The 21,592-nt window shown below is 63.9% G+C and carries 23 protein-coding genes and 2 pseudogenes; 16 read left to right on the top strand and 9 right to left on the bottom strand.

Annotated features, from left to right (window positions below; all coding sequences use genetic code 11):
- Nucleotides 1–51 precede the first annotated feature (51 nt).
- From thrS to KDD17_RS03515, 5 genes are all read left to right on the top strand, one after another.
- Nucleotides 52–1,998 carry a threonine--tRNA ligase gene (gene thrS / locus KDD17_RS03535; protein ID WP_212705308.1) on the top strand — a complete coding sequence of 649 codons (1,947 nt, stop codon included), beginning with the start codon at nt 52–54 and terminating at the stop codon, nt 1,996–1,998.
- Nucleotides 1,999–2,186: 188 nt separating this feature from the next.
- Entirely contained in the window at nt 2,187–2,489 is a 303-nt protein-coding gene (locus tag KDD17_RS03530; RefSeq protein WP_212705307.1) for a BufA1 family periplasmic bufferin-type metallophore, read from the top strand.
- A gap of 82 nt (nt 2,490–2,571) precedes the next feature.
- The gene (gene bufB / locus KDD17_RS03525) at nt 2,572–3,432 is read left to right on the top strand and encodes an MNIO family bufferin maturase (RefSeq protein ID WP_212705306.1); all 861 of its coding nucleotides are present in this window, start codon (nt 2,572–2,574) and stop codon (nt 3,430–3,432) included.
- Nucleotides 3,432–4,181, top strand: a complete 750-nt coding sequence (locus KDD17_RS03520; protein ID WP_212705305.1) for an HvfC/BufC family peptide modification chaperone — start codon at nt 3,432–3,434, stop codon at nt 4,179–4,181. The genes bufB and KDD17_RS03520 overlap by 1 nt, the downstream gene beginning before the upstream one ends.
- Nucleotides 4,178–4,732 (top strand): DoxX family protein, encoded by a 555-nt coding sequence (locus tag KDD17_RS03515; protein WP_212705304.1) that lies wholly within the window; start codon nt 4,178–4,180, stop codon nt 4,730–4,732. Before KDD17_RS03520 ends, KDD17_RS03515 begins: the two co-directional genes overlap by 4 nt.
- Here KDD17_RS03515 and KDD17_RS03510 read toward each other — a convergent pair.
- Nucleotides 4,729–5,052: an arsenate reductase family protein gene (locus KDD17_RS03510; RefSeq protein ID WP_212705303.1), complete on the bottom strand. Its 324-nt coding sequence runs from the start codon at nt 5,050–5,052 to the stop codon at nt 4,729–4,731. The genes KDD17_RS03515 and KDD17_RS03510 overlap by 4 nt on opposite strands.
- Before the next feature lie 176 nt (nt 5,053–5,228).
- On the opposite strand from KDD17_RS03510, the gene KDD17_RS03505 reads away from it, so the two are divergent.
- The gene (locus tag KDD17_RS03505) at nt 5,229–5,435 is read left to right on the top strand and encodes a cold-shock protein (protein WP_212705302.1); all 207 of its coding nucleotides are present in this window, start codon (nt 5,229–5,231) and stop codon (nt 5,433–5,435) included.
- 36 nt (nt 5,436–5,471) lie between these two features.
- Here KDD17_RS03505 and KDD17_RS03500 read toward each other — a convergent pair whose 3' ends face one another.
- From KDD17_RS03500 to thyX, 3 genes and pseudogenes are all read right to left on the bottom strand, one after another.
- The gene (locus tag KDD17_RS03500) at nt 5,472–5,771 is read right to left on the bottom strand and encodes a hypothetical protein (RefSeq protein ID WP_212705301.1); all 300 of its coding nucleotides are present in this window, start codon (nt 5,769–5,771) and stop codon (nt 5,472–5,474) included.
- Nucleotides 5,772–5,836: 65 nt separating this feature from the next.
- Nucleotides 5,837–7,021 carry a cytochrome P450 gene (locus tag KDD17_RS03495; RefSeq protein WP_212705300.1) on the bottom strand — a complete coding sequence of 395 codons (1,185 nt, stop codon included), beginning with the start codon at nt 7,019–7,021 and terminating at the stop codon, nt 5,837–5,839.
- A 493-nt stretch (nt 7,022–7,514) separates the two neighbouring features.
- Nucleotides 7,515–8,417: pseudogene (gene thyX / locus KDD17_RS03490) on the bottom strand (FAD-dependent thymidylate synthase); the annotation flags it as partial.
- A 189-nt stretch (nt 8,418–8,606) separates the two neighbouring features.
- Here thyX and KDD17_RS03485 point away from each other — a divergent pair.
- The 6 genes from KDD17_RS03485 to KDD17_RS03460 all read left to right on the top strand — a co-directional run bounded on the left by KDD17_RS03485 (nt 8,607) and on the right by KDD17_RS03460 (nt 13,555).
- The gene (locus KDD17_RS03485) at nt 8,607–9,716 is read left to right on the top strand and encodes a hypothetical protein (protein WP_212705298.1); all 1,110 of its coding nucleotides are present in this window, start codon (nt 8,607–8,609) and stop codon (nt 9,714–9,716) included.
- Nucleotides 9,713–11,116 (top strand): surface lipoprotein assembly modifier, encoded by a 1,404-nt coding sequence (locus KDD17_RS03480; RefSeq protein WP_212705297.1) that lies wholly within the window; start codon nt 9,713–9,715, stop codon nt 11,114–11,116. Before KDD17_RS03485 ends, KDD17_RS03480 begins: the two co-directional genes overlap by 4 nt.
- Nucleotides 11,117–11,193: 77 nt before the next feature.
- Nucleotides 11,194–11,628: a VOC family protein gene (locus KDD17_RS03475; RefSeq protein WP_212705296.1), complete on the top strand. Its 435-nt coding sequence runs from the start codon at nt 11,194–11,196 to the stop codon at nt 11,626–11,628.
- Nucleotides 11,625–12,335, top strand: coding sequence for a DUF1194 domain-containing protein (locus KDD17_RS03470; RefSeq protein ID WP_431358137.1), 711 nt, complete (start codon nt 11,625–11,627; stop codon nt 12,333–12,335). Before KDD17_RS03475 ends, KDD17_RS03470 begins: the two co-directional genes overlap by 4 nt.
- Nucleotides 12,332–13,039: a DUF1194 domain-containing protein gene (locus KDD17_RS03465; RefSeq protein ID WP_212705295.1), complete on the top strand. Its 708-nt coding sequence runs from the start codon at nt 12,332–12,334 to the stop codon at nt 13,037–13,039. Before KDD17_RS03470 ends, KDD17_RS03465 begins: the two co-directional genes overlap by 4 nt.
- Before the next feature lie 72 nt (nt 13,040–13,111).
- Nucleotides 13,112–13,555, top strand: a complete 444-nt coding sequence (locus KDD17_RS03460) for a YHS domain-containing (seleno)protein (protein WP_212705294.1) — start codon at nt 13,112–13,114, stop codon at nt 13,553–13,555.
- A gap of 19 nt (nt 13,556–13,574) precedes the next feature.
- Here KDD17_RS03460 and KDD17_RS03455 read toward each other — a convergent pair whose 3' ends face one another.
- The 3 genes from KDD17_RS03455 to KDD17_RS03445 all read right to left on the bottom strand — a co-directional run bounded on the left by KDD17_RS03455 (nt 13,575) and on the right by KDD17_RS03445 (nt 14,924).
- A complete protein-coding gene (locus KDD17_RS03455; RefSeq protein WP_212705293.1) occupies nt 13,575–14,093 on the bottom strand; it encodes a MarR family winged helix-turn-helix transcriptional regulator in 519 nt (172 codons plus the stop codon).
- A 140-nt stretch (nt 14,094–14,233) separates the two neighbouring features.
- Nucleotides 14,234–14,524 (bottom strand): succinate dehydrogenase assembly factor 2, encoded by a 291-nt coding sequence (locus KDD17_RS03450; protein WP_212705292.1) that lies wholly within the window; start codon nt 14,522–14,524, stop codon nt 14,234–14,236.
- A complete protein-coding gene (locus tag KDD17_RS03445) occupies nt 14,517–14,924 on the bottom strand; it encodes a helix-turn-helix domain-containing protein (protein WP_212705291.1) in 408 nt (135 codons plus the stop codon). The genes KDD17_RS03450 and KDD17_RS03445 overlap by 8 nt, the downstream gene beginning before the upstream one ends.
- A gap of 94 nt (nt 14,925–15,018) precedes the next feature.
- On the opposite strand from KDD17_RS03445, the gene KDD17_RS03440 reads away from it, so the two are divergent.
- Nucleotides 15,019–16,221: a pyridoxal phosphate-dependent aminotransferase gene (locus tag KDD17_RS03440; protein WP_212705290.1), complete on the top strand. Its 1,203-nt coding sequence runs from the start codon at nt 15,019–15,021 to the stop codon at nt 16,219–16,221.
- Complete coding sequence (locus KDD17_RS03435) at nt 16,221–16,622, top strand: hypothetical protein (RefSeq protein WP_212705289.1); 402 nt, start codon at nt 16,221–16,223, stop codon at nt 16,620–16,622. Before KDD17_RS03440 ends, KDD17_RS03435 begins: the two co-directional genes overlap by 1 nt.
- 675 nt (nt 16,623–17,297) lie before the next feature.
- Here the strand turns inward: KDD17_RS03435 and KDD17_RS03430 are convergent.
- Both KDD17_RS03430 and KDD17_RS03425 read right to left on the bottom strand, forming a co-directional pair.
- A pseudogene (locus tag KDD17_RS03430) lies at nt 17,298–17,492 on the bottom strand (hypothetical protein); the annotation flags it as partial.
- Between the two features lie 544 nt (nt 17,493–18,036).
- The gene (locus tag KDD17_RS03425) at nt 18,037–19,422 is read right to left on the bottom strand and encodes an MATE family efflux transporter (protein ID WP_212705287.1); all 1,386 of its coding nucleotides are present in this window, start codon (nt 19,420–19,422) and stop codon (nt 18,037–18,039) included.
- A 117-nt stretch (nt 19,423–19,539) separates the two neighbouring features.
- Between KDD17_RS03425 and KDD17_RS03420 the strand changes: the two genes are divergently transcribed.
- Complete coding sequence (locus tag KDD17_RS03420; protein WP_212705286.1) at nt 19,540–20,649, top strand: alpha/beta hydrolase family protein; 1,110 nt, start codon at nt 19,540–19,542, stop codon at nt 20,647–20,649.
- A 75-nt stretch (nt 20,650–20,724) separates the two neighbouring features.
- Nucleotides 20,725–21,585: an alpha/beta fold hydrolase gene (locus KDD17_RS03415; protein WP_212705285.1), complete on the top strand. Its 861-nt coding sequence runs from the start codon at nt 20,725–20,727 to the stop codon at nt 21,583–21,585.
- Nucleotides 21,586–21,592 lie beyond the last annotated feature (7 nt).

The following is a 21,592-nucleotide window of genomic DNA, read 5'->3' as shown; positions in this document are numbered from 1 at the left end:
ATAACCCGCAACCGGGCGTCTCGTAGGCGCCAAACCGACGAGGAGGCCCCAATGGCCCAGATCTCCCTCACCCTTCCCGATGGCAACGCCCGACAGTACGAGGCCGGTATCACCGCCGGTGAGGTCGCCGCCGACATCTCCAAATCGCTGGGCAAGAAAGCCATCAGCGCCACCGTGAACGGGGCGCATTACGATCTGGCCTGGCCCATCGAGGCGGACGCCGACATCGCCATTCACACCATGGCCGACGAGGATCAGGCCAACGAGCTGGTGCGCCACGACCTCGCGCACATCATGGCCCGCGCCGTGCAGGAAATCTGGCCCGACACCAAGGTCACCATCGGCCCCGTCATCAAGGACGGCTGGTACTATGATTTCGACCGCGCAGAGCCCTTCACCCCCGAAGACCTCGGCCTGATCGAAAAGCGGATGAAAGAGATCATCAACAAACGCGATCCCGTGCGTACCGAAGTCTGGGACCGCCCCCGCGCGATCAAGCACTACGAGGATCTGGGCGAGCCCTACAAGGTCGAGCTGATCGAAAGCATCCCCGGCGACGAGCCGCTGCGCATGTACTGGCACGGCGACTGGCAGGATCTGTGCCGCGGCCCGCATCTGCAACATACGGGACAGGTGCCCGGCGACGCGTTCAAGCTGATGAGCATCGCGGGCGCCTACTGGCGCGGCGACAGCTCTCGCGCGATGCTGCAACGGATCTACGGCGTCGCCTTCACCGGCAAGGAAAAGCTGCGCGCGCATCTCAACATGCTCGAAGAGGCCGCCAAGCGCGACCACCGCAAGCTGGGCCGCGAAATGGACCTCTTCCACATGCAGGAAGAGGCCCCCGGTCAGGTGTTCTGGCATCCCAATGGCTGGATGATCTACACCCAGCTTCAGGACTACATGCGCCGCGCCCAGCGCCGTGGCGGCTATGTCGAGGTGAACACTCCGCAGGTCGTCGACCGCAAGCTCTGGGAGAAATCCGGCCACTGGGAGAAATACCAGGACCACATGTTCATCGTCGAAGTGGACGAGGAGCACGCGCGCGAAAAGGCCGTGAACGCGCTCAAACCGATGAACTGCCCCTGCCACGTCGAGATTTTCAAACGGGGTCTCAAATCCTACCGGGACCTGCCGCTGCGCATGGCGGAGTTCGGCTCTTGCGCGCGGTATGAGCCATCGGGCGCGCTGCACGGCATCATGCGGGTGCGCGGTTTCACCCAAGACGACGCGCATATCTTCAGCGCCGAAGACCAAATCGAGGCCGAATGCGCGCGGTTCATCGACTTCCTGTCGAAGGTTTACAAGGATCTGGGGTTCGAGAAGTTCGATATCCTCTTCTCCGACCGCCCCGAACAGCGTGCGGGCAGCGACGAGACCTGGGACAAGGCCGAGAAGGCCCTCATGGAAGCGACCCGCGCCGCGGGTGTCGAGCCGCAGATGAACCCCGGCGAAGGCGCGTTCTATGGCCCGAAGCTTGAATTTTCGCTGACCGACGCGATCGGACGGGTCTGGCAGTGCGGCACGTTCCAGGTCGATTTCGTGCTGCCCGAACGGCTCGACGCGACTTACATCGGCGCGGACGGGGCCAAGCACCGTCCGGTCATGCTGCACCGCGCCTGCCTCGGCTCCTTCGAGCGGTTCATCGGCATCCTGATCGAGGAACACGCGGGCAAGCTGCCGTTCTGGCTGGCGCCGCGTCAGGTTGTCGTCGCCTCGATCACGTCGGACGCGGATGCCTATGTGGGCGAGGTCGTGGCGGATCTGCGCGCCAAGGGCGTGCGCGCCGAGGCCGACACCCGCAACGAAAAGATCAACTACAAGGTCCGCGAACACTCCGTCGGGAAGGTGCCCGTGATCCTCGCCGTCGGGAATCGCGAGGTCGAGGAGCGCACCGTTTCCGTGCGCCGTCTGGGCGAGAAACAAACCTCCGTTCAGGCGCTCGATGATGTCAGCGCCGCGCTCGCCGTCGATGCCACGCCGCCCGACCTTCTGTAACATTTCACGACAAAGGGGTCTTCGGACCCCTTTTTTGTTTCAGAATGGCCGTAAATCGCCGATTTCCGGGGGATCTGGCTGATTTTCTCTAACGGACGCGTGACACACGGGGCTGTGAATGGAAATCTGGCGGCGAGATTGCTCTATTGAGGGCACAGACAGCAACGATTCAAATCGGGAGAGACCCAATGTCCACAACCATGAAAACACTCGCCATCGCGGGCGCCGTCGCCACATCGCTGACAGGCATGACCACAACCGCCTCCGCCGCCGCCAAGGAAAAATGCTATGGCGTGTCGCTGGCAGGCGCGAACGATTGCGCGGCTGGCCCCGGCACCACTTGCGCCGGCACCTCCGTGACCGACTATCAGGGCAACGCCTGGACGCTGGTGGACGCCGGCACCTGCGAGAGCATCGAACTGCCCGCCATGGCCGACGGGACCGAGCGTACAGGCTCGCTCAAGGCGCTGGACCGCGACCTGCCGGCCTAAGCGCCACTGCGGGACCAATCTGGCGGGGCCCTGTGGATAACGGGGCCCCGCTTTTGTTAGGAACGGAAGGGAAAGTGTTGGTATGTTTGACCAAACCCAAGACGTTAACGCGCTCCCGCAGGCTGTGGGTATCGGCTATAAACCGCAGCATTTTACCGAGCTGATGCAGGCGCCCGGTCCTGTCGAATGGATCGAGGTACACGCCGAGAATTACATGGGCGACGGTGGCCGCCCGCACGCCCAGCTTGCCGCCCTGTCTGACCGGTTTGCCCTGTCGGTGCATGGGGTCGGATTGAGCATCGGCGGCGAAGGGCCGCTGAACCGCGATCATCTGAGCCGCCTGCGCAAACTGGTCGACCGCACCAACCCTGCCAGTTTTTCCGAGCATCTCGCCTGGTCGACCCACGGGGCGGATTTTCTCAATGATCTGCTGCCCCTGCCCTACACCGATGCGACCCTGACCCGCGTCGCAGACCATATCGCGCAGGTGCAGGACACGGTCGGTCGCCGGATGCTGCTGGAAAACCCCTCCAGCTACTTGGCGTTCGCCGAAAGCACGATGTCGGAAACTGATTTTCTGGCGGAACTTATCCACAGAACTAGCTGCGGTCTTTTGCTGGATGTGAACAATGTCTTTGTTTCCTCCACAAATCTGAACGTGAGCCCACAGGCCTATATCGATGCCTTTCCGCTCGATGCCGTCGGCGAGATCCACGTAGGCGGCCACGACGAGGATACCGACGATCACGGCGCACCGCTGCTGATCGACAGCCATGGCAAACCGGTGGTCGATCCCGTCTGGGCGCTGCTGGACTATACACTCGCGCGCAGTGGTCCCCGGCCTGTGCTGGTCGAGTGGGATACCGATGTGCCCGATTGGCCGACCCTGCGCGCCGAGGCTGAGCGCGCGGATGCCCTGCTCGCCCCGCTCAAGGTCGCCTGATGCCCGTCACCCAAGCGGAATTTCGCGCCGCCCTGCTCGACGCACAACACCCCGTCCCCGAGGGACTGGTGGATGCCAGTGGCGGGCCCGCCGGGCGCCGCTATGCCGTTTATCGCAACAATGTCACCGTCTCGCTGATCGAGGCGATGAAGCTGGCCTTTCCGACCGTGCGCGGCCTTCTCGGGCCGCAGAATTTTGACACGCTGGTGCCGATGTTTGTGCGCGCGCATCCGCCGCGTTCTCCGCTGATGATGCACTATGGCACTGATTTCCCGGACTTTCTGAGCGGGTTTGAGCCGCTCGCCCATCTTGGCTACCTCGCGGACGTGGCCCGGCTCGACCTCGCGATGCGCGCGTCCTACCACGCGGGCGACGCCGCTGCGTTCGACCCCGCCGCGCTTCAACAGCCGCCCGAAGATCTGGCACAGCTGCGCCTTCACCGTGCCCCTGCGACCCGGCTGCTGCGATCCCCTTGGCCGGTGTTTGATCTGTGGCGCCGCGCGCGCGATCCCAACGCCCCCAAGCCGCGCGCCGAGGCGCAAGCCGTGCTGATCACCCGGCCCGAGTTTGATCCCGCGCCGCATCTGCTGCCGCCCGGAGCCGCGACATGGCTCATCGCGCTTGAAACGACATCATTTGGCGCGGCACTTGAGACGACGCTTGCCGCCGTGCCCGATTTCAACTTCGAGGCAACGCTCACGCTGACCCTCTCCACCCACGCATTTGCATCACCGAAGGACATTGCATGACCGCGCTTTTCTCTCTCTACCGCTCCGCCGCCGATACACTTGAGCGCGCGGACTGGCTCTTGCCGACACTCGCGCGCTTTCTCTTTGCGGCGCTGCTGCTGATGTATTTCTGGGTGTCCGGCCTCACCAAGCTGGGCGAAGGGTTTCTTGGCCTTTTCAGCCCGTCTACCGGCGCCTATGTGCAGATCTTTCCAAAGGCGATGGAGGCGGTCAGCTATGACACCTCGCAATTCGCGCTGTGGCAAAAGGCGGTTGTGGTTGCAGGCACATGGGCCGAATTCATCCTGCCCGCTCTGATTGTCGTCGGCCTTCTGACGCGCCTCGCAGCGCTTGGGATGATCGGTTTTGTCGTGGTGCAATCGCTGACCGATCTCTACGGTCACGGCGGGTTTGACGACCCAACCGTTCTGGGTGCCTGGTTCGACCGTTTTCCGGATGCCGTCATTCTGGATCAGCGGGCGCTGTGGGTGTTCTTGCTGCTTGTGCTGGTCATAAAGGGCGCGGGGCCCCTGTCGTTCGACCGCGCCCTGCGACCCCGCGCGCAGGGCTAAAGCGCCGCGCGCACCTCGGCCTCGGTCGCCGGGGACCAGCCCAAAAACATCTGTGCGCCCGCGACAATCAGCGGGCGTTTCATCAGCGCCGGATGGCTTGCGATCAGATCAAGCGCGGGGGCGGCCCGCTCCGCCTCGCTCAGCCCGCGCCAAGTGGTCGAGCGGGTATTAAGCAATCGCGCGCCAAACGCCTCGAACGCCCGCGCGGCAAGGTCCGCTGGCATCCCGTCGGCACGTACATCCACCAAACGCGCCTCCGGCAACGCTTTCAGCGCCTTGCGGCATGTATCGCAATTTCTGAGACCGTAAATCTCAACCACACTGCACCCCCTGATTTATTCCTGTGACATTTTGTGCAGAGCCCCGGATTCTGCAACGAAGAACTTGATTTATTTGCCCTGCGGTCAATCCTTTAAGGCGTCGGTCCCCGGCTGTCACCGGAACCGGCCCCGCCGTCACCGGCGGGACAATGACTGAAAAAGGAGGCTCGGAAACGATGCCAACGGGAACCGTTAAGTGGTTTAACACGACAAAAGGATACGGATTCATCGCACCCGAAGGGGGTGGCAACGATGTGTTTGTTCACATTTCTGCGGTAGAGCGGTCTGGTCTCACCGGTTTGGCCGATGAGCAGAAAGTCAGTTATGAGCTGACCGAAGGACGCGACGGGCGCCAGATGGCGAGCGATCTGAGCCTTCTGTAACCAACGGGCGCCCCGGCGATGACCGGGGCATTCCCGCTAGTCGATGCTGCACCCTTTGGTGCCGATCGGGCAATGCGCTTTCGCCCGCTGTATGGGTTTGTGCCTGATTTTATGTCGCTTTTTCGCGACAGGGTGCGACATCGCTGATTGATAGCTGATGTGCTGGTTCGGGCTGCCACAGCAAATCACGCCATTGATGCTGACGGGTTGTAGCCCCGTCGGACAGTAATTCGCGTGTGTTTTATAGGGGTAAATCTTCACCTCCGCGCTGGCGAGCGTGGGGATGCCGATGGCGGCCAAAGCGGCGCCAGCGATAATTGTCTTTCGGGTGAACATGTTGGACCCTCCTCAAGCAAATCTGGTCCCAGTCTTGCCGACGCCTGCGCGTGTGTCCAGTTGTTTCAGTCCAGTTCAGCCGGCAGATGTGCGTAGCCGCGAAACCGGATGCGCCCGCCGTGCGTGCGGTCCGGCAAAAGGTGGTAGTCGGGAAAGCGGTTCAGCAACCGGGATATGGCGATCCGCCCCTCCATCCGCGCGAGTGTGAGGCCAACACAGACATGCGGGCCACCCGCGAAGGCGAGATGCCGGTTGGGGCGTCGCGCAATGTCAAAAACCTCCGCGTTTTCAAACACCTCCGGATCACGGTTGGCGGCACCGATGCACAGATGCAGATTGCACCCCGCCGCGATACGGTGCCCGCCGATCGTGACCTCGGCCGCGGTTTCGCGGTTGCCGAATTGGTTGGGAGAGGCCACGCGCAGGATCTCTTCGATGGCCGTATCGATATGGCGTGGCTCTTCGACAAGTCGTTGTTTTTGATCCGGATTATCGTGTAACAAGGCCAGACCGTTGCCGATGAGGTTGGTCGTTGTTTCGTGCCCGGCATTGAGGATGAAGATGCAATTCTGGATCAGCTCGACCTCGGTCAGCTGGCCCTCCTTGTCCCCGGCAATCAGACGGGTCAGAACATCGGTTTCGGGATCTCCGGGCACCTCCCTTCGTCGCGCGATAAGTCCCTGTAGATACGCGGAAAAATCTGAAACAGCTTCATTTCCCGCGCGCAGTTGCGCGTCGGTCAATGTGGGCTCCAGCACGCCGAGGATCGCGAGGGACCAATCGCGCAGAGGGCCGCGTTCGGACATCGGGATATCGAGCAGGTTTCCGATGATCTGCACGGGGATGGTAGAGGCGAAATCCTCAATCAGATCAGGGGTTTGCGGAAGATTTTCGAGCAGGTGATCGACGGTGTCGATCAGGCCCGGCTCCATCCGCGCGAGCGCCTTGGGGGTGAGCGCGCTTGTCATGATCCGCCGCACGCGGGTGTGCAGGGGCGGGTCGTTGAAAACGAGGCTGGTGGTGTGATGCACGTAGAGCGGGGAGCCGGGGCCGAATTTTGGCGCAAATGCCTGTTTTTTATCGGAAATATAGGTGGCCGTGTCGCGGTAGATGGCGTTCAGATCGGCGTGTCTGACGATCAGGTATGATCCATCGGGCTGGGGTGTGACGGGGCTGTTTTCCAGCAGGTCATCGTAGTGCGGAAAGGGGTTATCCGTGAACCGGTCGGGGGGATTTGCGAGGTTGAACATGCGCGAAGTGTGGGCGCTGCGCGGGGTATTTTCAACGGTTTTGCGCCGTGCACCGGGCGTACACAGGATGTGCACAGCCTGTGCATACGATTTGCGGAGGGGTGTTGAGGGGGCACCGCGCCCGAACCGAGGGGGCAGACGCCGGGCCGGGCATTGCCCGGCAAGGGATCCGGGGGATCCCTTGAGGTGGCTGCGGGCGGAGCCCCGGCGGCGGTGAATAATGCGGCTCGCTGTCTAATGAGCGCCGCGCCCGAACCGAGGGGTGGGCGTAAAGCGCCCGCCCCGTGGGGGCGGTTCGGGCGCTGCCCAATCCTTGATTGGGCATCTGGGAGGCGGGTTAGGCGGAGTCCCCGGGGCGGGGGATAATGCGGTTCGCTCTCTCAGGAGCGCCGCGCCCGAACCGAGGGGTGGGTGTGAAGCGCCCGCCCCGTGGGGGCGGTTCGGGCGCTGCCCAATCCTTGATTGGGCATTTGGGAGGCGGGTTAGGCGGAGTCCCCACTACCCCCATAAACTCCCGCCATTCGCCCTTGCTCATGCCGCTGGTCTCCTGCGTGACCTCTTCGCCCGCGAGCATTTTGCGCAGGCAGTCCAGCGCGCGGCCCGAGAGGGTGGCGCCGCCCAGGCGGTAATCCTCGAACGCGCCGTAGGCGGCGGGGACCCAGTCGGCGACGACCTTGCAGATGGCGTCGGCGTAGACGCGGATCTCGTATTGGGCGTGGCTGTCGGCACGCAGGCGCAGGAAGTGGAAGAGGTTGTGCAGATCCACCTTCCAGTACCATTGCGTGTAGATATTGGCGGGCAGGTTCATGCGGGCGAGTTCGCGCGCGAGGCCGTCCTGCCCTTCGTCGGAGATCATGGATTCGTAGTTGTCATAGGCGCGGGTGGAATCGGATTTGAGGATTTCGAGCACGCGCTCGGCCTCGGCCCCTTCCAACAGCGCGCCGCGGCCCTGATTGTTCACGGTGCTTTGCGCGTTCAGCTGGTCGGGCTGCGGGATGTAGAATTCGCGGTCGAGGATCGAATAGCGGGCGGAGTATTCGTTGACGTTGGCGGTGCGGTGCCGGATCCACTGGCGCGCGACAAAGACGGGCAGTTTGACGTGCAGCTTGATCTCGCACATCTCGAAGGGGGTGGAGTGCCAGTGGCGCATCAGGTAACGGATGAGCCCCTCGTCGTTTTGCACGGATTTGGTGCCACGCCCGTAGCTGACCCGCGCCGCCTGGCAGATCGCGGCGTCGTCGCCCATGTAGTCGATGACGCGGATGAACCCGTGGTCGAGCACCTCATGCGCGCGGTAGAGATGCGCCTCCATCCCCTCGCTCACGGCGCGCAGGGTCGGGCGGGTCTGGCTGCGCAGGGCGTCGATTTCGTCTTGTTGCTCGGGCGTCAGAGGCATGGGATCGGTCCTGTAGATGGGATTCGCCGCCTACTGTATCTTGCGGATGGCGGGCGGGGAACCGCGATGGATGGTATTGCTTTTTCGCCATGGTCGCGGGGATTCTGGGGGCGCGCGGGTGGCGCACGTTGACAATGGCGCGCGGGGCCAGCGATTGTTGCCGCAACGATATAAAAGTAGGGCAGAGCAATGAAACAGCATATCATCAGCCTCGCGCTGATCGCGAGCCTTGCGGCCTGCGGCAGCGGCGGCAACCCGTTCGATGATCCGGCCGAGGAAGAAACACCCGGCACGCCGACGGACGGCGAGGAAATGGGCGATGGCGAGGGCACGGGGATCAACCGCGATGGCATCCCGCCCGGCACTGTCGCGGCCTCGCCCGATGCGGCGCTGTTCCGGTCAGAGCCCGAAGGCCCCGATGAGGATTCGGGCGACGGCGCGGCCACCGGGATCAGCTATAACAGTGTCGACGACACATTCACGGTCGACAACCTCGCCTTTGACGGGGACCGCCCCTATGACCGCGGCACCGCGGTGAGCAGCATTGCGTCGAGCGCCAGCAACCCCAACGGCGAATTCGCCGTCTACGAAGGGCCGGCCACGGCCGTCGATCCGGTGTCGGGCGATGTGGTCAACCAATTTGTCTATCGCGCGGTCTACGGCGTCAGCCGCAATCGCGTGCGCGCCGCCGATGGCAGCGTGACGACCCAGCCGACGACGCAATTCGCGATCGTGCGCACGGGCAGCTACGTCGATTACGGCTTTGGCGGCTTTATCTACCAGCGCGACACCACGCTGACCCTGCCCAACAGCCTGCAGGCGACGTTCAGCGGGAAGTCGGGCGGTCTGCGCGATTTCAACGGCACGGGCGGGTTGCAGTACACGACTGCCGACGTGACGGTCGACATCGACTTTGAGGATTTCAACGACGGCGAAACCATTCGGGGCGACGGTGTGAAGGGGCGGATCTTCAACCGCCAGATCTTTGACCTCGACGGCAACGACATCACGGCCACCGTCGCGGCGTCGCTGGGTGAAAACGTCAACGAGATCCCGGACGCGGTGTTCGAAGTCGGGCCGGACGTGCTGGACGACAACGGCGATCTGATCACCGAGATACAGAGCCAACTGCCCGGCAGCACGGACACCTTCGAGGAAGGCACATTCTACGCAATCGTATCGGGCGAGAACCCCGACGAGATTGTCGGCGTCTTTGTGCTGGAGGCCGATATCGAGACCGGGACCGCGCGCGATACCGGCGGCTTCATCGTCTACCGGGATCCGACCGTACAGCCATGACACTGCGCGGTCTGCGACGGCTTGCCCTTTCGGTTGGCGCGGCGGTTTTCATCGCCGCGCCTGCCGCGTTGGCGCAGCAAAGCGCCCCGGTTCAATTGACGCCCGCGCAGATGTTCGAGGCGGCCAAGCTGTCGGTGCAGTCCGGCCAGCTCGACCGCGCGGTACGTTTTGCCGATGCGCTGATCGCGCGGGATCCGGGCGATGTGAACGCGCATCTGATCCGCAGCCACGCGTTGCGCGCGATGGGGCGCTATGGCCCCGCCCGCGACGCTGCGCGCGCGGGCTGGACCCATGCGCAAGGCGATCTGCAACACTACAACGCGGCCCTGCTGATGGCGCAGGCACTGTCGTCGGACGGAAAGCGCACGCGCGCGCAGCTGTGGTTGCGGCGCGCGGTGGAGCACGCCCCCTCCCCCGGGCACGCGCGCCGGGCCACGCGCGATTTCAAATACGTGCGCCAGCAGAATCCCTGGCAGACCTATCTGTCGTTCACGCTGGCGCCCAATTCCAACATCAACAACGGCTCGTCCCGCGACAGCTTTCTGAGCAATTCGGTGTTGAACGCGCTGATCGGCGGCGGCGAGGAGCGGGTTGAGATCAACCCCGAGGCGCAGGCGATTTCGGGGCTGGAGATCGGCGCGCGGGTGCAGACGCGCTACCGCTTTGCGCAGACCGAGCGGACGGCGCATGATCTGCGGCTGGGCCTGAGCTACCGAACGTTTATCCTGTCGCCGGGCAGCCGCGACGATGTGCCGGACGCCGAGGGCGGTGACTATGCCTTTGGCACGGCAAGCGTTGGCTATGGGTTCAAGCGGCTGCGCGCCGACCGGCGCGGGGAGCTGAGCCTGACGCTGGACGCGGGCCAGACATTCTATGCCGGATCGCGGTATGCCGCGTTCCTGCGCGGGCGGGCGCATCAGAGCTATTACCTTGACCGCCGCACCAAGCTCGGCTTTGGCCTGAGCGCGGAGCGGCAGAACGGGCAGCGCGTCTCGGACAGCGACAGCGTTGATCTGAGCCTGTCGGTGGACCGGGCGCTGGCCAATGGCGACGGGCTGCATCTGGGGGTGACGCTGACCGACCAGACATCGCCCAACAGCCTGCATGAATACAGCCAGATCCACCTGCGCGGCGGCTACGTGCTGGGCCGGGAGGTCATGGGGGCGCGGCTGCAATTCGGGCTGGGCGCGCGGCTGCGCGACTATGACGTGCATCTGCTGAGCATCGACGGTCGGCGCGATGTGGAGATCTCGGCGGATGTGACCGCGACCTTTACCGACATGGAGTATTACGGGTTCACCCCGCAGCTGGGTGTGACCGCGGCCAAGACCAATTCAAACATCGGCGTCTACGACAGCAACCGCTTCGGGATCAATTTCGGGATCGTCTCGGCGTTTTGATGCGCGCCCGCCTCGACAGGGCGGCGGCGGGTGCTACGGTACGGGCAAGTTGAAATTGCACGTGAAGGAGCCCACCCATGGGAGTTGAATATCTGCACACGATGGTCCGCGTCAAAGACCTCGATACATCCATCGAGTTCTACAAGATGCTGGGGCTGGAAGAGCGCCGCCGCACGGAGAACGAGGACGGGCGGTTCACGCTGGTGTTTCTGTGCCCGCCCGGTCAGGACGACGGGCGCGCGGATGTGGAGCTGACGTATAACTGGGACGGTGACGACGCGCTGCCCGACGACAGCCGCCATTTCGGCCACCTCGCCTACCGAGTCGATGACATCTACGAGATGTGCGCCAAGCTGCAGGCGGCCGGCGTGACGATCAACCGCCCGCCGCGCGACGGGCATATGGCGTTCGTGCGCTCACCCGACAATATCTCGATCGAGCTGCTGCAGCGCGGTGACGCGAAAGAGCCGCAGGAGCCCTGGGCCTCGATGGAGAATACGGGGCACTGGTGATCCGGGCCGCGATATATGCGGCGGGGCTGTCACTGATGGCCCTGCCCGCCGTTGCCGTCGAGTGCCGTCTGGCACTGGCGTTGGCAATTGATGTGTCGTCCTCCGTCGATGCGACAGAGGATGCGCTGCAACGCTCGGGCACGGTGGCCGCGTTGACCGCACCGGCGGTGCGGGAGGCGTTCTTTGCGGGCGATCTGCCGGTGGCGCTGGCCGTGTACGAATGGTCGGGGCGCTACAATCAGGAGATCATCCTCGACTGGACGATGATCGACAGTCCGGCGGCACTGGTCGCCGCCGCCGAGACGGTGGCGCGGTCGGAACGCAGCCACAACGATTTCCCAACCGCCATGGGCTATGCCCTGGGCTACGGCGCGGAGTTGCTGGCGCGCGGGCCGCGCTGTCTGCGCAAGACACTGGATATGGCCGGCGACGGGCAAAGCAACGAAGGCTTCCCCCCCGCCGCCGCTTACCGTGAATTTCCCTTTGCCGATGTGACCGTGAACGGGCTGGTGGTGAATGCTGCCGATTTCGAGGGCGAGGTCGGGCTGATTGCCTTCTACCGCAGTCAGGTGATCTATGGCCCCGGCGCGTTTCTTGTCGTGGCCGAAGGGTTTGAGGATTTTGAGCGCGCGATGACCCGCAAGCTGGAGCGCGAACTGGCACCGCCCGCTATCGGCGCGCTGACGGGTGCGGGGGACGCGGGATGAGGGCACTGGCGGCGCTGCTGGCCCTGCTGGCGGGACCGCTGGCCGCACAGGAGTGTCGGCAGGCGTTGGCGCTGGGGCTGGATGTCTCGGGATCGGTGGACGCGCGCGAATACCGCCTGCAACTGGACGGGCTGGCGGCCGCGTTGGGATCGGGGCGCGTGCGCGCGGCCCTGCTGGAGCGGCCCGAGCTGCCCGTGGAACTGCTGGTCTATGAATGGAGCGGGCCGGCGGATCAGGTCACGCTGGTGGAGTGGACGCGCGTGACCTCGGCGGCGGTGCTGGACGGGGTGATTGCGCGGCTTTTGGCGGTGGAGCGGCGCGCGGAGGCGACACCCGGCACGGCGCTGGGGGTGGCGATGGCGCTAGGCGCGCAGCATCTGGCGCAGCGCAGCGGCTGTTTGCGACGCACGCTGGACATCTCTGGCGACGGGAAAAGCAATCTCGGCCCCCGCCCGCGCACGCTCAAGGACCGGCTGGTGGCGCAGGGGATCACCGTGAATGCGCTGGTGATCGGGGCGGATGATCCGTCGTTCGGGGATGTGCGCCAGGCCGATATTGCGGAGCTGAGCGCCTATTTCAACGCGGATGTCATCCTGGGGCCCGGCGCCTTTGTCGAGGTGGCGCTGGGATTCGAGGGCTACGCGGAGGCGATGGAAGTAAAGCTTTTGCGCGAATTGGACGGGCTGGTGCTGTCACGGCGTTAGGATCACGCTTATGTGGTTGGCGCCGCGCGGCAAGCTCCGGTAAAGTCGCGCCAATTCCCGAGGAGAATTTCCATGAACCGTCGCGCATTTATCCTACTCACGGGGGCCGCAGGCGCCCTGCCCGCCACCGCGTTTGCGGGCGGAACCAAGCCCGTGGCGCTCAACGCGGATGGCGCGGCACTGGATGGGTATGACACGCGCGCATACTGGACCGTGGCGCAGGCAACGGACGGCACGGACGCGCATGTTGTGGACTGGAACGGGGCGGCGTGGCGTTTTGCCAGTGCCGCAGACGCGGAGGCCTTTGCCGCCGCGCCCGAGCGTTTCGCGCCGCAGTTCGGCGGCTTTTGCACCCGCGCGATGTCGTTTGGCAAAGAGGTCAACGGCGATCCGCAGGTCTGGCGGATCTTCGAGGACCGGCTGTATGTCTTTGCCAAACCCGTGGGTGGGCGCAAGTTCGACGGGGCCGAAGCCGCGATGATCGCCAAGGCGCAGGCCCATTGGGACACGCTCTGACGCGCCCCGGCCTGCCCGCCTAGTAGATATAGCGGATCTGATCGGTCCAGTAGCGCTCCACCCGCTTGAGCGAGGCGGTGATGTCGACGATGCCATCGGCGCCCAGCACACCGCGGTCCTGCAACCCTTCGGCGTGCCGTTCAAACAGTTTGGCCACGACCTCACGGATATAGCGGCCCTTTTCGGTGAGGCGCACGCGCACCGAACGGCGATCGATCTCGCAGCGCTGATGGTGCATATAGCCCATTTCGACCAGTTTCTTCAGGTTGTAGCTGACGTTGCTTCCCTGATAGTAGCCACGGCTTTTCAATTCGCCGGCGGTGACTTCATTGTCGCCGATGTTGAACAGCAACAGGGCCTGCACCGCGTTGATTTCCAGCACGCCGACGCGTTCGAATTCGTCCTTGATCACGTCCAGCAGCAGACGGTGCAACCGCTCAACGAGCGATAGCGCCTCGAGATAGGCAATCATGAACCCCTTGTCGGACAGGGTCTGCGGCGCGCCATCGGGCAGATCGATGGGGTCTTGTCGGGACATCACTACTCTCCACAATTATGTCTCGGGGACACTTTTGCGTCGCAAAGGATGATATTTCGTTAAAAGACGAGAGAGTGGATCACTACAGTGTTGCGGCCCCGTGACCGGGGCGCGCGCAGCGGTAGGAAGGGCGTGCCGCGTCAGCCGCGCGCGATATGCGTCTGGATCTCGGCGACTAGCTCCGCGTACTGCGGTTTCGGCGCCACCTGCCCGGTGACCCATTGGTAGAGGTCGTGATCGTTCTCTTCGAGCAGCGCGTCGTACAGATCGAGGCCCGCGTCATCCATCCGCGCCAGCCGGTCGGTGGCAAAGGCCTGCAGGATCAGGTCCATCTCCTTGATCCCCCGGCGCATGGAGCGCATGGCGAGGCGTTTGATGCGGGTTTCCCGTGGCTCGTCCGCGGGGGCCTTGGGTTGGGGCATCTCAATCATCGCTCGGCTCCCGCAGCAGCGCGCGCAGGCGCTTTTCCAGCACGCCAAGGCGTTTGGCGCCCTGTGACATTTCCTTGCGCACAAGCGCCATTTCAGGGAGCACATCGGCGGCACCGACGGGCAGTTCGGTGGCCGCGTCCGGCGCATCAAGCCCGTCGCCCTCACCGTTGATCAACCACATCATCGAGACGTTGAGCAGCCCCGCCAGCATCGACAGCCGGTTCGCGCGCGGCTCTGACACGTCGTTTTCCCAGTGCCGCAGGGTCGCCACGCGCACGCCGATCCGCCGTGCCAGCACGCTCTGGGTCATGCCGGCGGCCTCGCGCGCGGCGGCCACACGGTCGCCAAAGGTGGCAACGTCGGGGCCGTACCAGTTGGTGTCGGGGTCGGTGTCGGGCATCATCGGCTCCTCGGGGCTGTTTAAGGTGTTGATGCGGGGGGCGTGCATCCCGTATCACGGCGGTGAACCCGCAACATAGCCCATCGAGGTCAAAATGAAACTCCTGTCCGAGACGCTCGCCCGCGTGAAACCGTCGCCCACCATCGCGGTGACCACGAAGGCGCAGGAGCTGAAAGCCGCCGGGCGCGATGTGATCGGTCTGGGCGCGGGGGAGCCGGATTTCGACACGCCGCAAAACATCAAGGACGCCGCCGTGGCCGCGATTGCGGCGGGCAAGACGAAATATACCGCCGTCGACGGCATCCCCGAGCTCAAGCAGGCGATCTGCGCCAAATTCAAGCGCGACAACGGGCTGGACTACACCCCCGCGCAGGTCAGCGTCTCCTCGGGCGGCAAGCAGGTGCTCTACAACGCGCTGGTGGCCACGCTGAACCCCGGCGATGAGGTCATCATCCCGGCGCCCTATTGGGTCAGCTACCCCGACATGGTGCTTTTGGGCGGCGGCACGCCCGTGATCGTCGAATGTCAGATCGAACAGGCGTTCAAGATGACGCCCGAGCAGCTGGAGGCGGCGATCACGCCCCGCACGAAATGGCTGATCTTCAACTCACCGTCCAATCCCACGGGTGCGGGCTATTCGCGCGAGGAGCTGCGTGCCTTGACCGACGTGCTGATGCGTCACCCGCACGTCTGGGTGATGACGGACGACATGTACGAACACCTCGCCTACGATGATTTCGGGTTTTGCACGCCTGCCGAGGTGGAGCCGGGATTGTATGACCGCACATTGACCGTGAATGGGGTGTCGAAAGCCTACGCCATGACCGGCTGGCGCATCGGCTATGCGGCGGGACCCGAAGAGTTGATCCGCGCGATGCGCAAGGTGCAGTCGCAATCAACCTCGAACCCCTGTTCGATCAGCCAGTGGGCGGCGATCGAGGCGCTGAACGGTACGCAGGATTTCATCGCGCCCCACAACGAGATGTTCGTGCGGCGGCGCAATCTGGTGGTGGCGGCCTTGAACGCCATCGATGGGATCACCTGCCCGGTGCCCGAAGGCGCATTCTACGTCTACCCCTCCATCGCGGGTCTGATCGGGAAAACCACGCCCGGCGGCACGGTGATCGAGAACGACGAGGTCTTTGCCACGGTGCTTCTGGAGGATACAGGCGTGGCGGTGGTGTTCGGCGCGGCGTTTGGGCTGAGCCCGAATTTCCGGGTGAGCTACGCCACCTCCGATGAAGCACTGACCGAGGCCTGCAAGCGCATCACCGATTTCTGCGCGGGGCTGCGCTGATGGCCGGGGAGCTGCCGGACTACTACTTTCGCGTGCGCGAGAACGGGGCGTTCGTGTTCCGTATCGACACCGAAAACCGGCAGCGGCGCATCGAGATGGACCAGATCGCCGTCGTCAACATGCGCAACGGCGAGATCAAACCCCACGGCGACCGCACGCTGAGCCAAGAGGATGTGGACGAGATCACCCGCTGGATGGAGGACCGCGCCCGCACGCTTGCGATGCGCGACATCGACGACATCCACCGCGCCATCGACCACATGAACCTGACCGCTCAATGGGCGCAATCCCGCGCCACCGACGCCCAGCTTGAGGCGGTGACGGATGGTCTGCTGCTGGCGATGCACGACCTGCGCACGGTGCTGGTGCGCAAAAAGGCGGATCGGCTGACGAAAGGGTGAGCGGGCGCGGCGGTCTGTGGGACGGAGCAGGCTTTCGCTACGGCTGCGCCAATGACAGCTTTCGAGACCGTTCGGCAAACGGTCATTTTCGCCGTAGCCAAAAACCCAAGGCAAGATCTCCAAACGCTGTTTGAGAGCGAATCTGAATTACGTAAACTTCACTGAACCCCTTGAGCGGCAAGTGGGGTACAACGTATAGAATTGTATTTCCCTATCTTTCATGAGCTTAACTCTCGTCCTCAGACAGCTAGAGGTATTCGTTTTCACCAAAGGCCTAAGCTTAAAGAACTGGGCGCTGTCGTGCTGCTCGGCAACTTGCACTCCCTTTGATGCCGCCACTCCTTGAGCACAATGCTATTGTGACGCCTCCGTTTTCGGTCTTTGTGGCATTTGTCGTAGAGTGCCACCGCATCCTCCAGATTAAGGATAATCGCATCCACAGCATGCAGTAGTTCTCTTGCGTGCCGCCCATGCCCGTGGTCTGCATGCCCATCAACTTCTCGAAGTAGGGCTATCGATATCTCAAAATCTGGCTCACGTTGGGGCGGATGGCCCATTTGCCGACCATGCCTAGGGTGCCGGATAGCCGCGAGCTTAGGCTTTCACTATCAGAAGAAGCACCAACAGGACCGCCTACGAGCAACACGGTATGAGCCTGAATCGGGTGGGAACAAGCCGCACATTGCCGAACTCGTCGATCGTGATCGAGTGATTGATGACAAGATCCACTGGGTTGATCTTCTCTACGCCGCCTCCAAGCTCCTTGACGTCGTTATACCTGCTGACAAGGTCGACAACGGCGGGCACGCCCGTGAAATCTTGCATCAGAACGAGCGCCGGACGGTAGGTTATCTCTCGCAGGTTCTTGCCTGCCGTTGGCGCTTAATTTCGGCCCAGATCACGCCGCTATGCTGGGAATCGACGCCAAGTTTGAGACTTGTTATATTGAGGATATCGGTATGCGTGAGTACCCTTGCTCATCATGCAGAAAGGCCCCCACAGGCGTTGCAGCGTCTGTGGGGGCCAGCCTCTTAGAGGATAATGGCGATTACTGAGACCACCACTCCTGCTGCAGAGACGTAAAGAGTGTAAGTCATTAATTTGATCACGGTTGGCCGGTATGCGTGATCACCCTTCAACTCGTCTTCATTCATCAACACCTCCAATTTGTTTTGACGACACCAATATACTTGCTGGAAAAATCCGTACTAAGTCAAACCGAATAATGCTGCACTGCAGCAAGGAAGCTGGCGGGCAAAAACCGATGTCAAAATCGGTCATTTTTGGCACAGCCCCAAATCAACTTAATTTACGCTGCCAAAAACCCCGTCCAAAACCTTGATAGGTTTTGCATTTTTTTGCTGAGTGAGGATAGCAGACATTCGTGGCGTTGCAGAACATCGGTAGTCTGGGCTCAAACCAGCCCTTCGCCGCCCCTGCGACCATCTCCCTGCACCCTCGGCAGCACTGTGACCCAGAAACGCCAGTTCATCAGGATCGCGGCGACCCCAAGGCCGATGCCCAGACCACCCCAGACGCCGATCCCGCCGTAGCCCAGCGTGAAGCCCAGCAGATACGAGCATGGCACGCCGATGGCCCAGTAGCTGATCGCGGCGTAGATCATCGGCATGCGTGTATCCTGCACGCCGCGCAGCACGCCCAGGCCGATGGCCTGTGCGCCGTCGACCAGTTGGAACAGCCCTGCCATGAACAGGATACCGACGCCGATGCTCAGGATCTCGGCCCGGGCGGGATCGCCGTCGAGGATGAAGATACCGATGAAGAACGCCGGGTAGAAAAAGAAGGCCAGCACGGTCATTACCGAAAACACCAGTGACATGGCGGTCGCCACGGCGGCACCGCGTGCCAGATGGGTCGCGTCCCGGCGCCCGTGGGCGGTGCCCGCCCGCACCGTGGCGGCGTTGCTGAGGCCCAGATGCACCATGAAGGTGAGCGAGGCGAGCTGCACCGCGATGCCATGCGCTGCCAGCGGGATCGTCCCCAGCCAGCCCATCATCACGGCGGAGGCGGCAAAGAGGCCGACTTCGCTCAGCGAGGTGATCGAGATCGGCCAGCCGAGGGTGAACACCCGGCCAAACATCTCACCATCCGGTTTCCACAGGCGCACGAAGAGGTCGTGTTCGGGCAGCGCGCGCCGCACGTAGATCACCACCCCCACAAGGCTGATGATCTGCGTGCTGAGCGAGGCGATGGCGGCGCCGACCACGCCAAGCTCGGGCGCGCCCCAATTGCCGAAAATCAGCGCGTAATTCACCAGCGCATTGCAGATCGCCGCCAGCACCGTGACCCAGAGCACGACCTGCGTATGCTCGAGCGCGGCAAGATAGCTTTTGATAACCATAACAAAAAGCGCGGGCACGATCCCCCAGCCCGCGATGCGCAGGTAGGCACTGGCGAGGGTGACGACCTCGGGCTCCTGGCCCAGCAGGCGCAGGATCGGCGCGGCAAAGATCATCGCGGGCAGGGCAAGGGCGGCAAAGATCGCGGCAATCCAGAGCCCCATGCGCGTGGCACGGCGCACCGATACCTCATCCCCCTCGGCGTGAAAGGCCGCGACCATGGGCATCACCGCCCAGGCAAAACCCGAGCCGAAGATGAAGATCACGAAGAAATACGTGGATGCGAGGGTCACGGCGGCCAGCGCCTCCACCCCGTACCAGCCCAGCATGACGGTATCGGTGACACCGATGGCCATCTGCGCGAGATGCCCGCCGATCAGCGGCAGGCCCAGCGTGGCGATGGCGCGGATGTGGCCGGGGATGGAGACGGGGGCGGTCATGCGCCTCTCTCTAGGCCGAAAGGCGGGCCATCGCCAGACGCGAAATGGCCCCGTGCTCCGCAACGTCACAGGGCGCGTGCGTTGTGTGCAGGGGCGGCGCGCGGCTAGGCTGCGGGGATGAACAGGATTGATGCGCTCTCCCCCTATGCGCCGCCGCTGGCGGGTTACGGGCCGTTGCCCATAGGTGTCACAGCCGATGAGGTCGTGCTGGAGGACCAGCCGGATATCTTTGTGCCCTCGGAGGCGGGCGCGCGGCGCGTGCTGAGCTGCGAGCGGTGGTACCCGGCGCTGGCGGGCACGGTGCCGGGCGGCACATACGACACGCTGTTGCGATGCGGGACGCGGCGTGCGGTGCTGCACGGGCGGGCCGCGCGCGATGCGGCGGCGCAGGCGGGCGCGTGGCCGCTGGTGGTGATCAGCCACGGCTATCCCGGCAGCCGTCATCTGATGGTGCATCTGGCCGAAACGCTGGCGAGCCGGGGATTTGTCGTCATGGCCTGCGATCATCCCGGCAGCGTCTACGACGACCCGCGTGCCTTTGGCGAGACGCTGCTGCACCGGCCGCTGGATCAGGTGGGATTGATCGACGCGCTGGTTGCGCGGGCGGATGAGATCGGGATCGACGACACGCGCGTCGGGTTGATTGGCTATTCGATGGGGGGCTACGGCGCGCTGATTTCCGGTGGCGCGGGGCTGGCCCCCGGCGCGGTGGATTTTGAGCGCGCCCCACCCGCGCGGATGCTGGCGCGGCACGTGCGGGGCGGCGCGGCACATCGCGCACTGGCCCGAGATGCCCTGCGCGCGGTGGTAGCGATCGGCCCCTGGGGCGGACTTTATGGCATGTGGGATGCGCAAGGGCTTGCGGGAATGCGGGTGCCGGTGCTGACGCTGGCGGGCACGCGCGACGATGTGTCGGGCTACGCGGCCATGCGCGGGCTGCACGACGGCATGACCGGGGTCGCGCGCCGGCTGGTGCGTTTTGACGGCGCGGGGCACAACGCGGCGGCCCCACACCCCGCCCCCGCAGAGAGCCATGCCATGAGCGACGCTCTTGGATGGGCGCCCTTCGCCCATTACGCCGATCCGGTGTGGGATACGGTGCGGATGAACAATATCGCGCAGCATTTCGTCGCGGATTTCCTCGGGATGCATCTGGCGGGGTCTGCGCCGGCAGAGCTGCCGGTGATCGAGGGCGTGGCGGTGATGGACGCGGGCGGCGGTTTGTGAGGCCCGCGTTGGGATTTAGGTATTTTTGAAAGGGTGCAGGGGCGGTTCGCGCCCCGGTCCTGAGGGGGTTTTGCAATGTGGACGGAAACTGTCGAGCTGAACGGGGAGGCGTTTTTTCTGCGCCATTGGGGGGAGCGGGACGCGCCGCGCTTGCTGATGCTGCACGGGTTTCCGGAGTATTCGGGCGCCTGGGCGGATCTGGCGCCGCTGCTGGCGCAGCGGTTTCATTGCATCGCGCCCGACCAGCGCGGCTATGGCCGCAGTTGGCGGCCCACGGGGGTGCAGCACTATAAGACCGCGCATCTGGTCGCCGACATGGTGGCGCTGATCGGGGAGGAGCCGGTGACGTTGCTGGGCCATGACTGGGGCGCGTCGGTGGCCTATGCGCTGAGCATCGGGCGGCCCGATCTGGTGGACAAGCTGGTGATCCTGAACGGGGTGCACCCGGCGCCGTTTCAGCGTGAATTGGCGCGCGGCGGCGCGCAGACGGATGCCTCGCAGTACATTCATTTTTTGCGGCGCGAGGGGTCGGAGGATTTGCTGGCGGCGGATGATTTTGCGCGGCTGATGGGGCTGTTTTCAGCGCATATGGATGTGAGCTGGCTGCGGGGTGAAACGCTTGGCGGCTACAAGGCGGCGTGGCGGGATGCGGCGGGGCTGCGGGGGATGATGAACTGGTACCGTGCCTCGCCGCTCAAGCTCGGGGCGTCGGGGGAGGCCATCGAAGGTCTGCAATTTGATTCCGCCCGGTTGCAGGTGCGCTGCCCGCATCTGCTGGTCTGGGGGACCGGAGACACGGCGCTTTTGCCGGAGACCACGCAAGGGTTGGAGGAGTATGCGCCCGATCTGACGCGGGTAGAGATTGCCGGGGCCGATCACTGGTTGCACCACCAGCGCCCCGAAGCGGTGGCGCGCGCGATTCTCGACTGGCTGTGAACCGTGT

Source organism: Sulfitobacter albidus (assembly GCF_018200035.1).
Lineage (GTDB): Bacteria > Pseudomonadota > Alphaproteobacteria > Rhodobacterales > Rhodobacteraceae > Sulfitobacter > Sulfitobacter albidus.
Note: the sequence above shows the minus strand (reverse complement) of the source record. Positions and strands in the feature narration are given on the sequence as shown.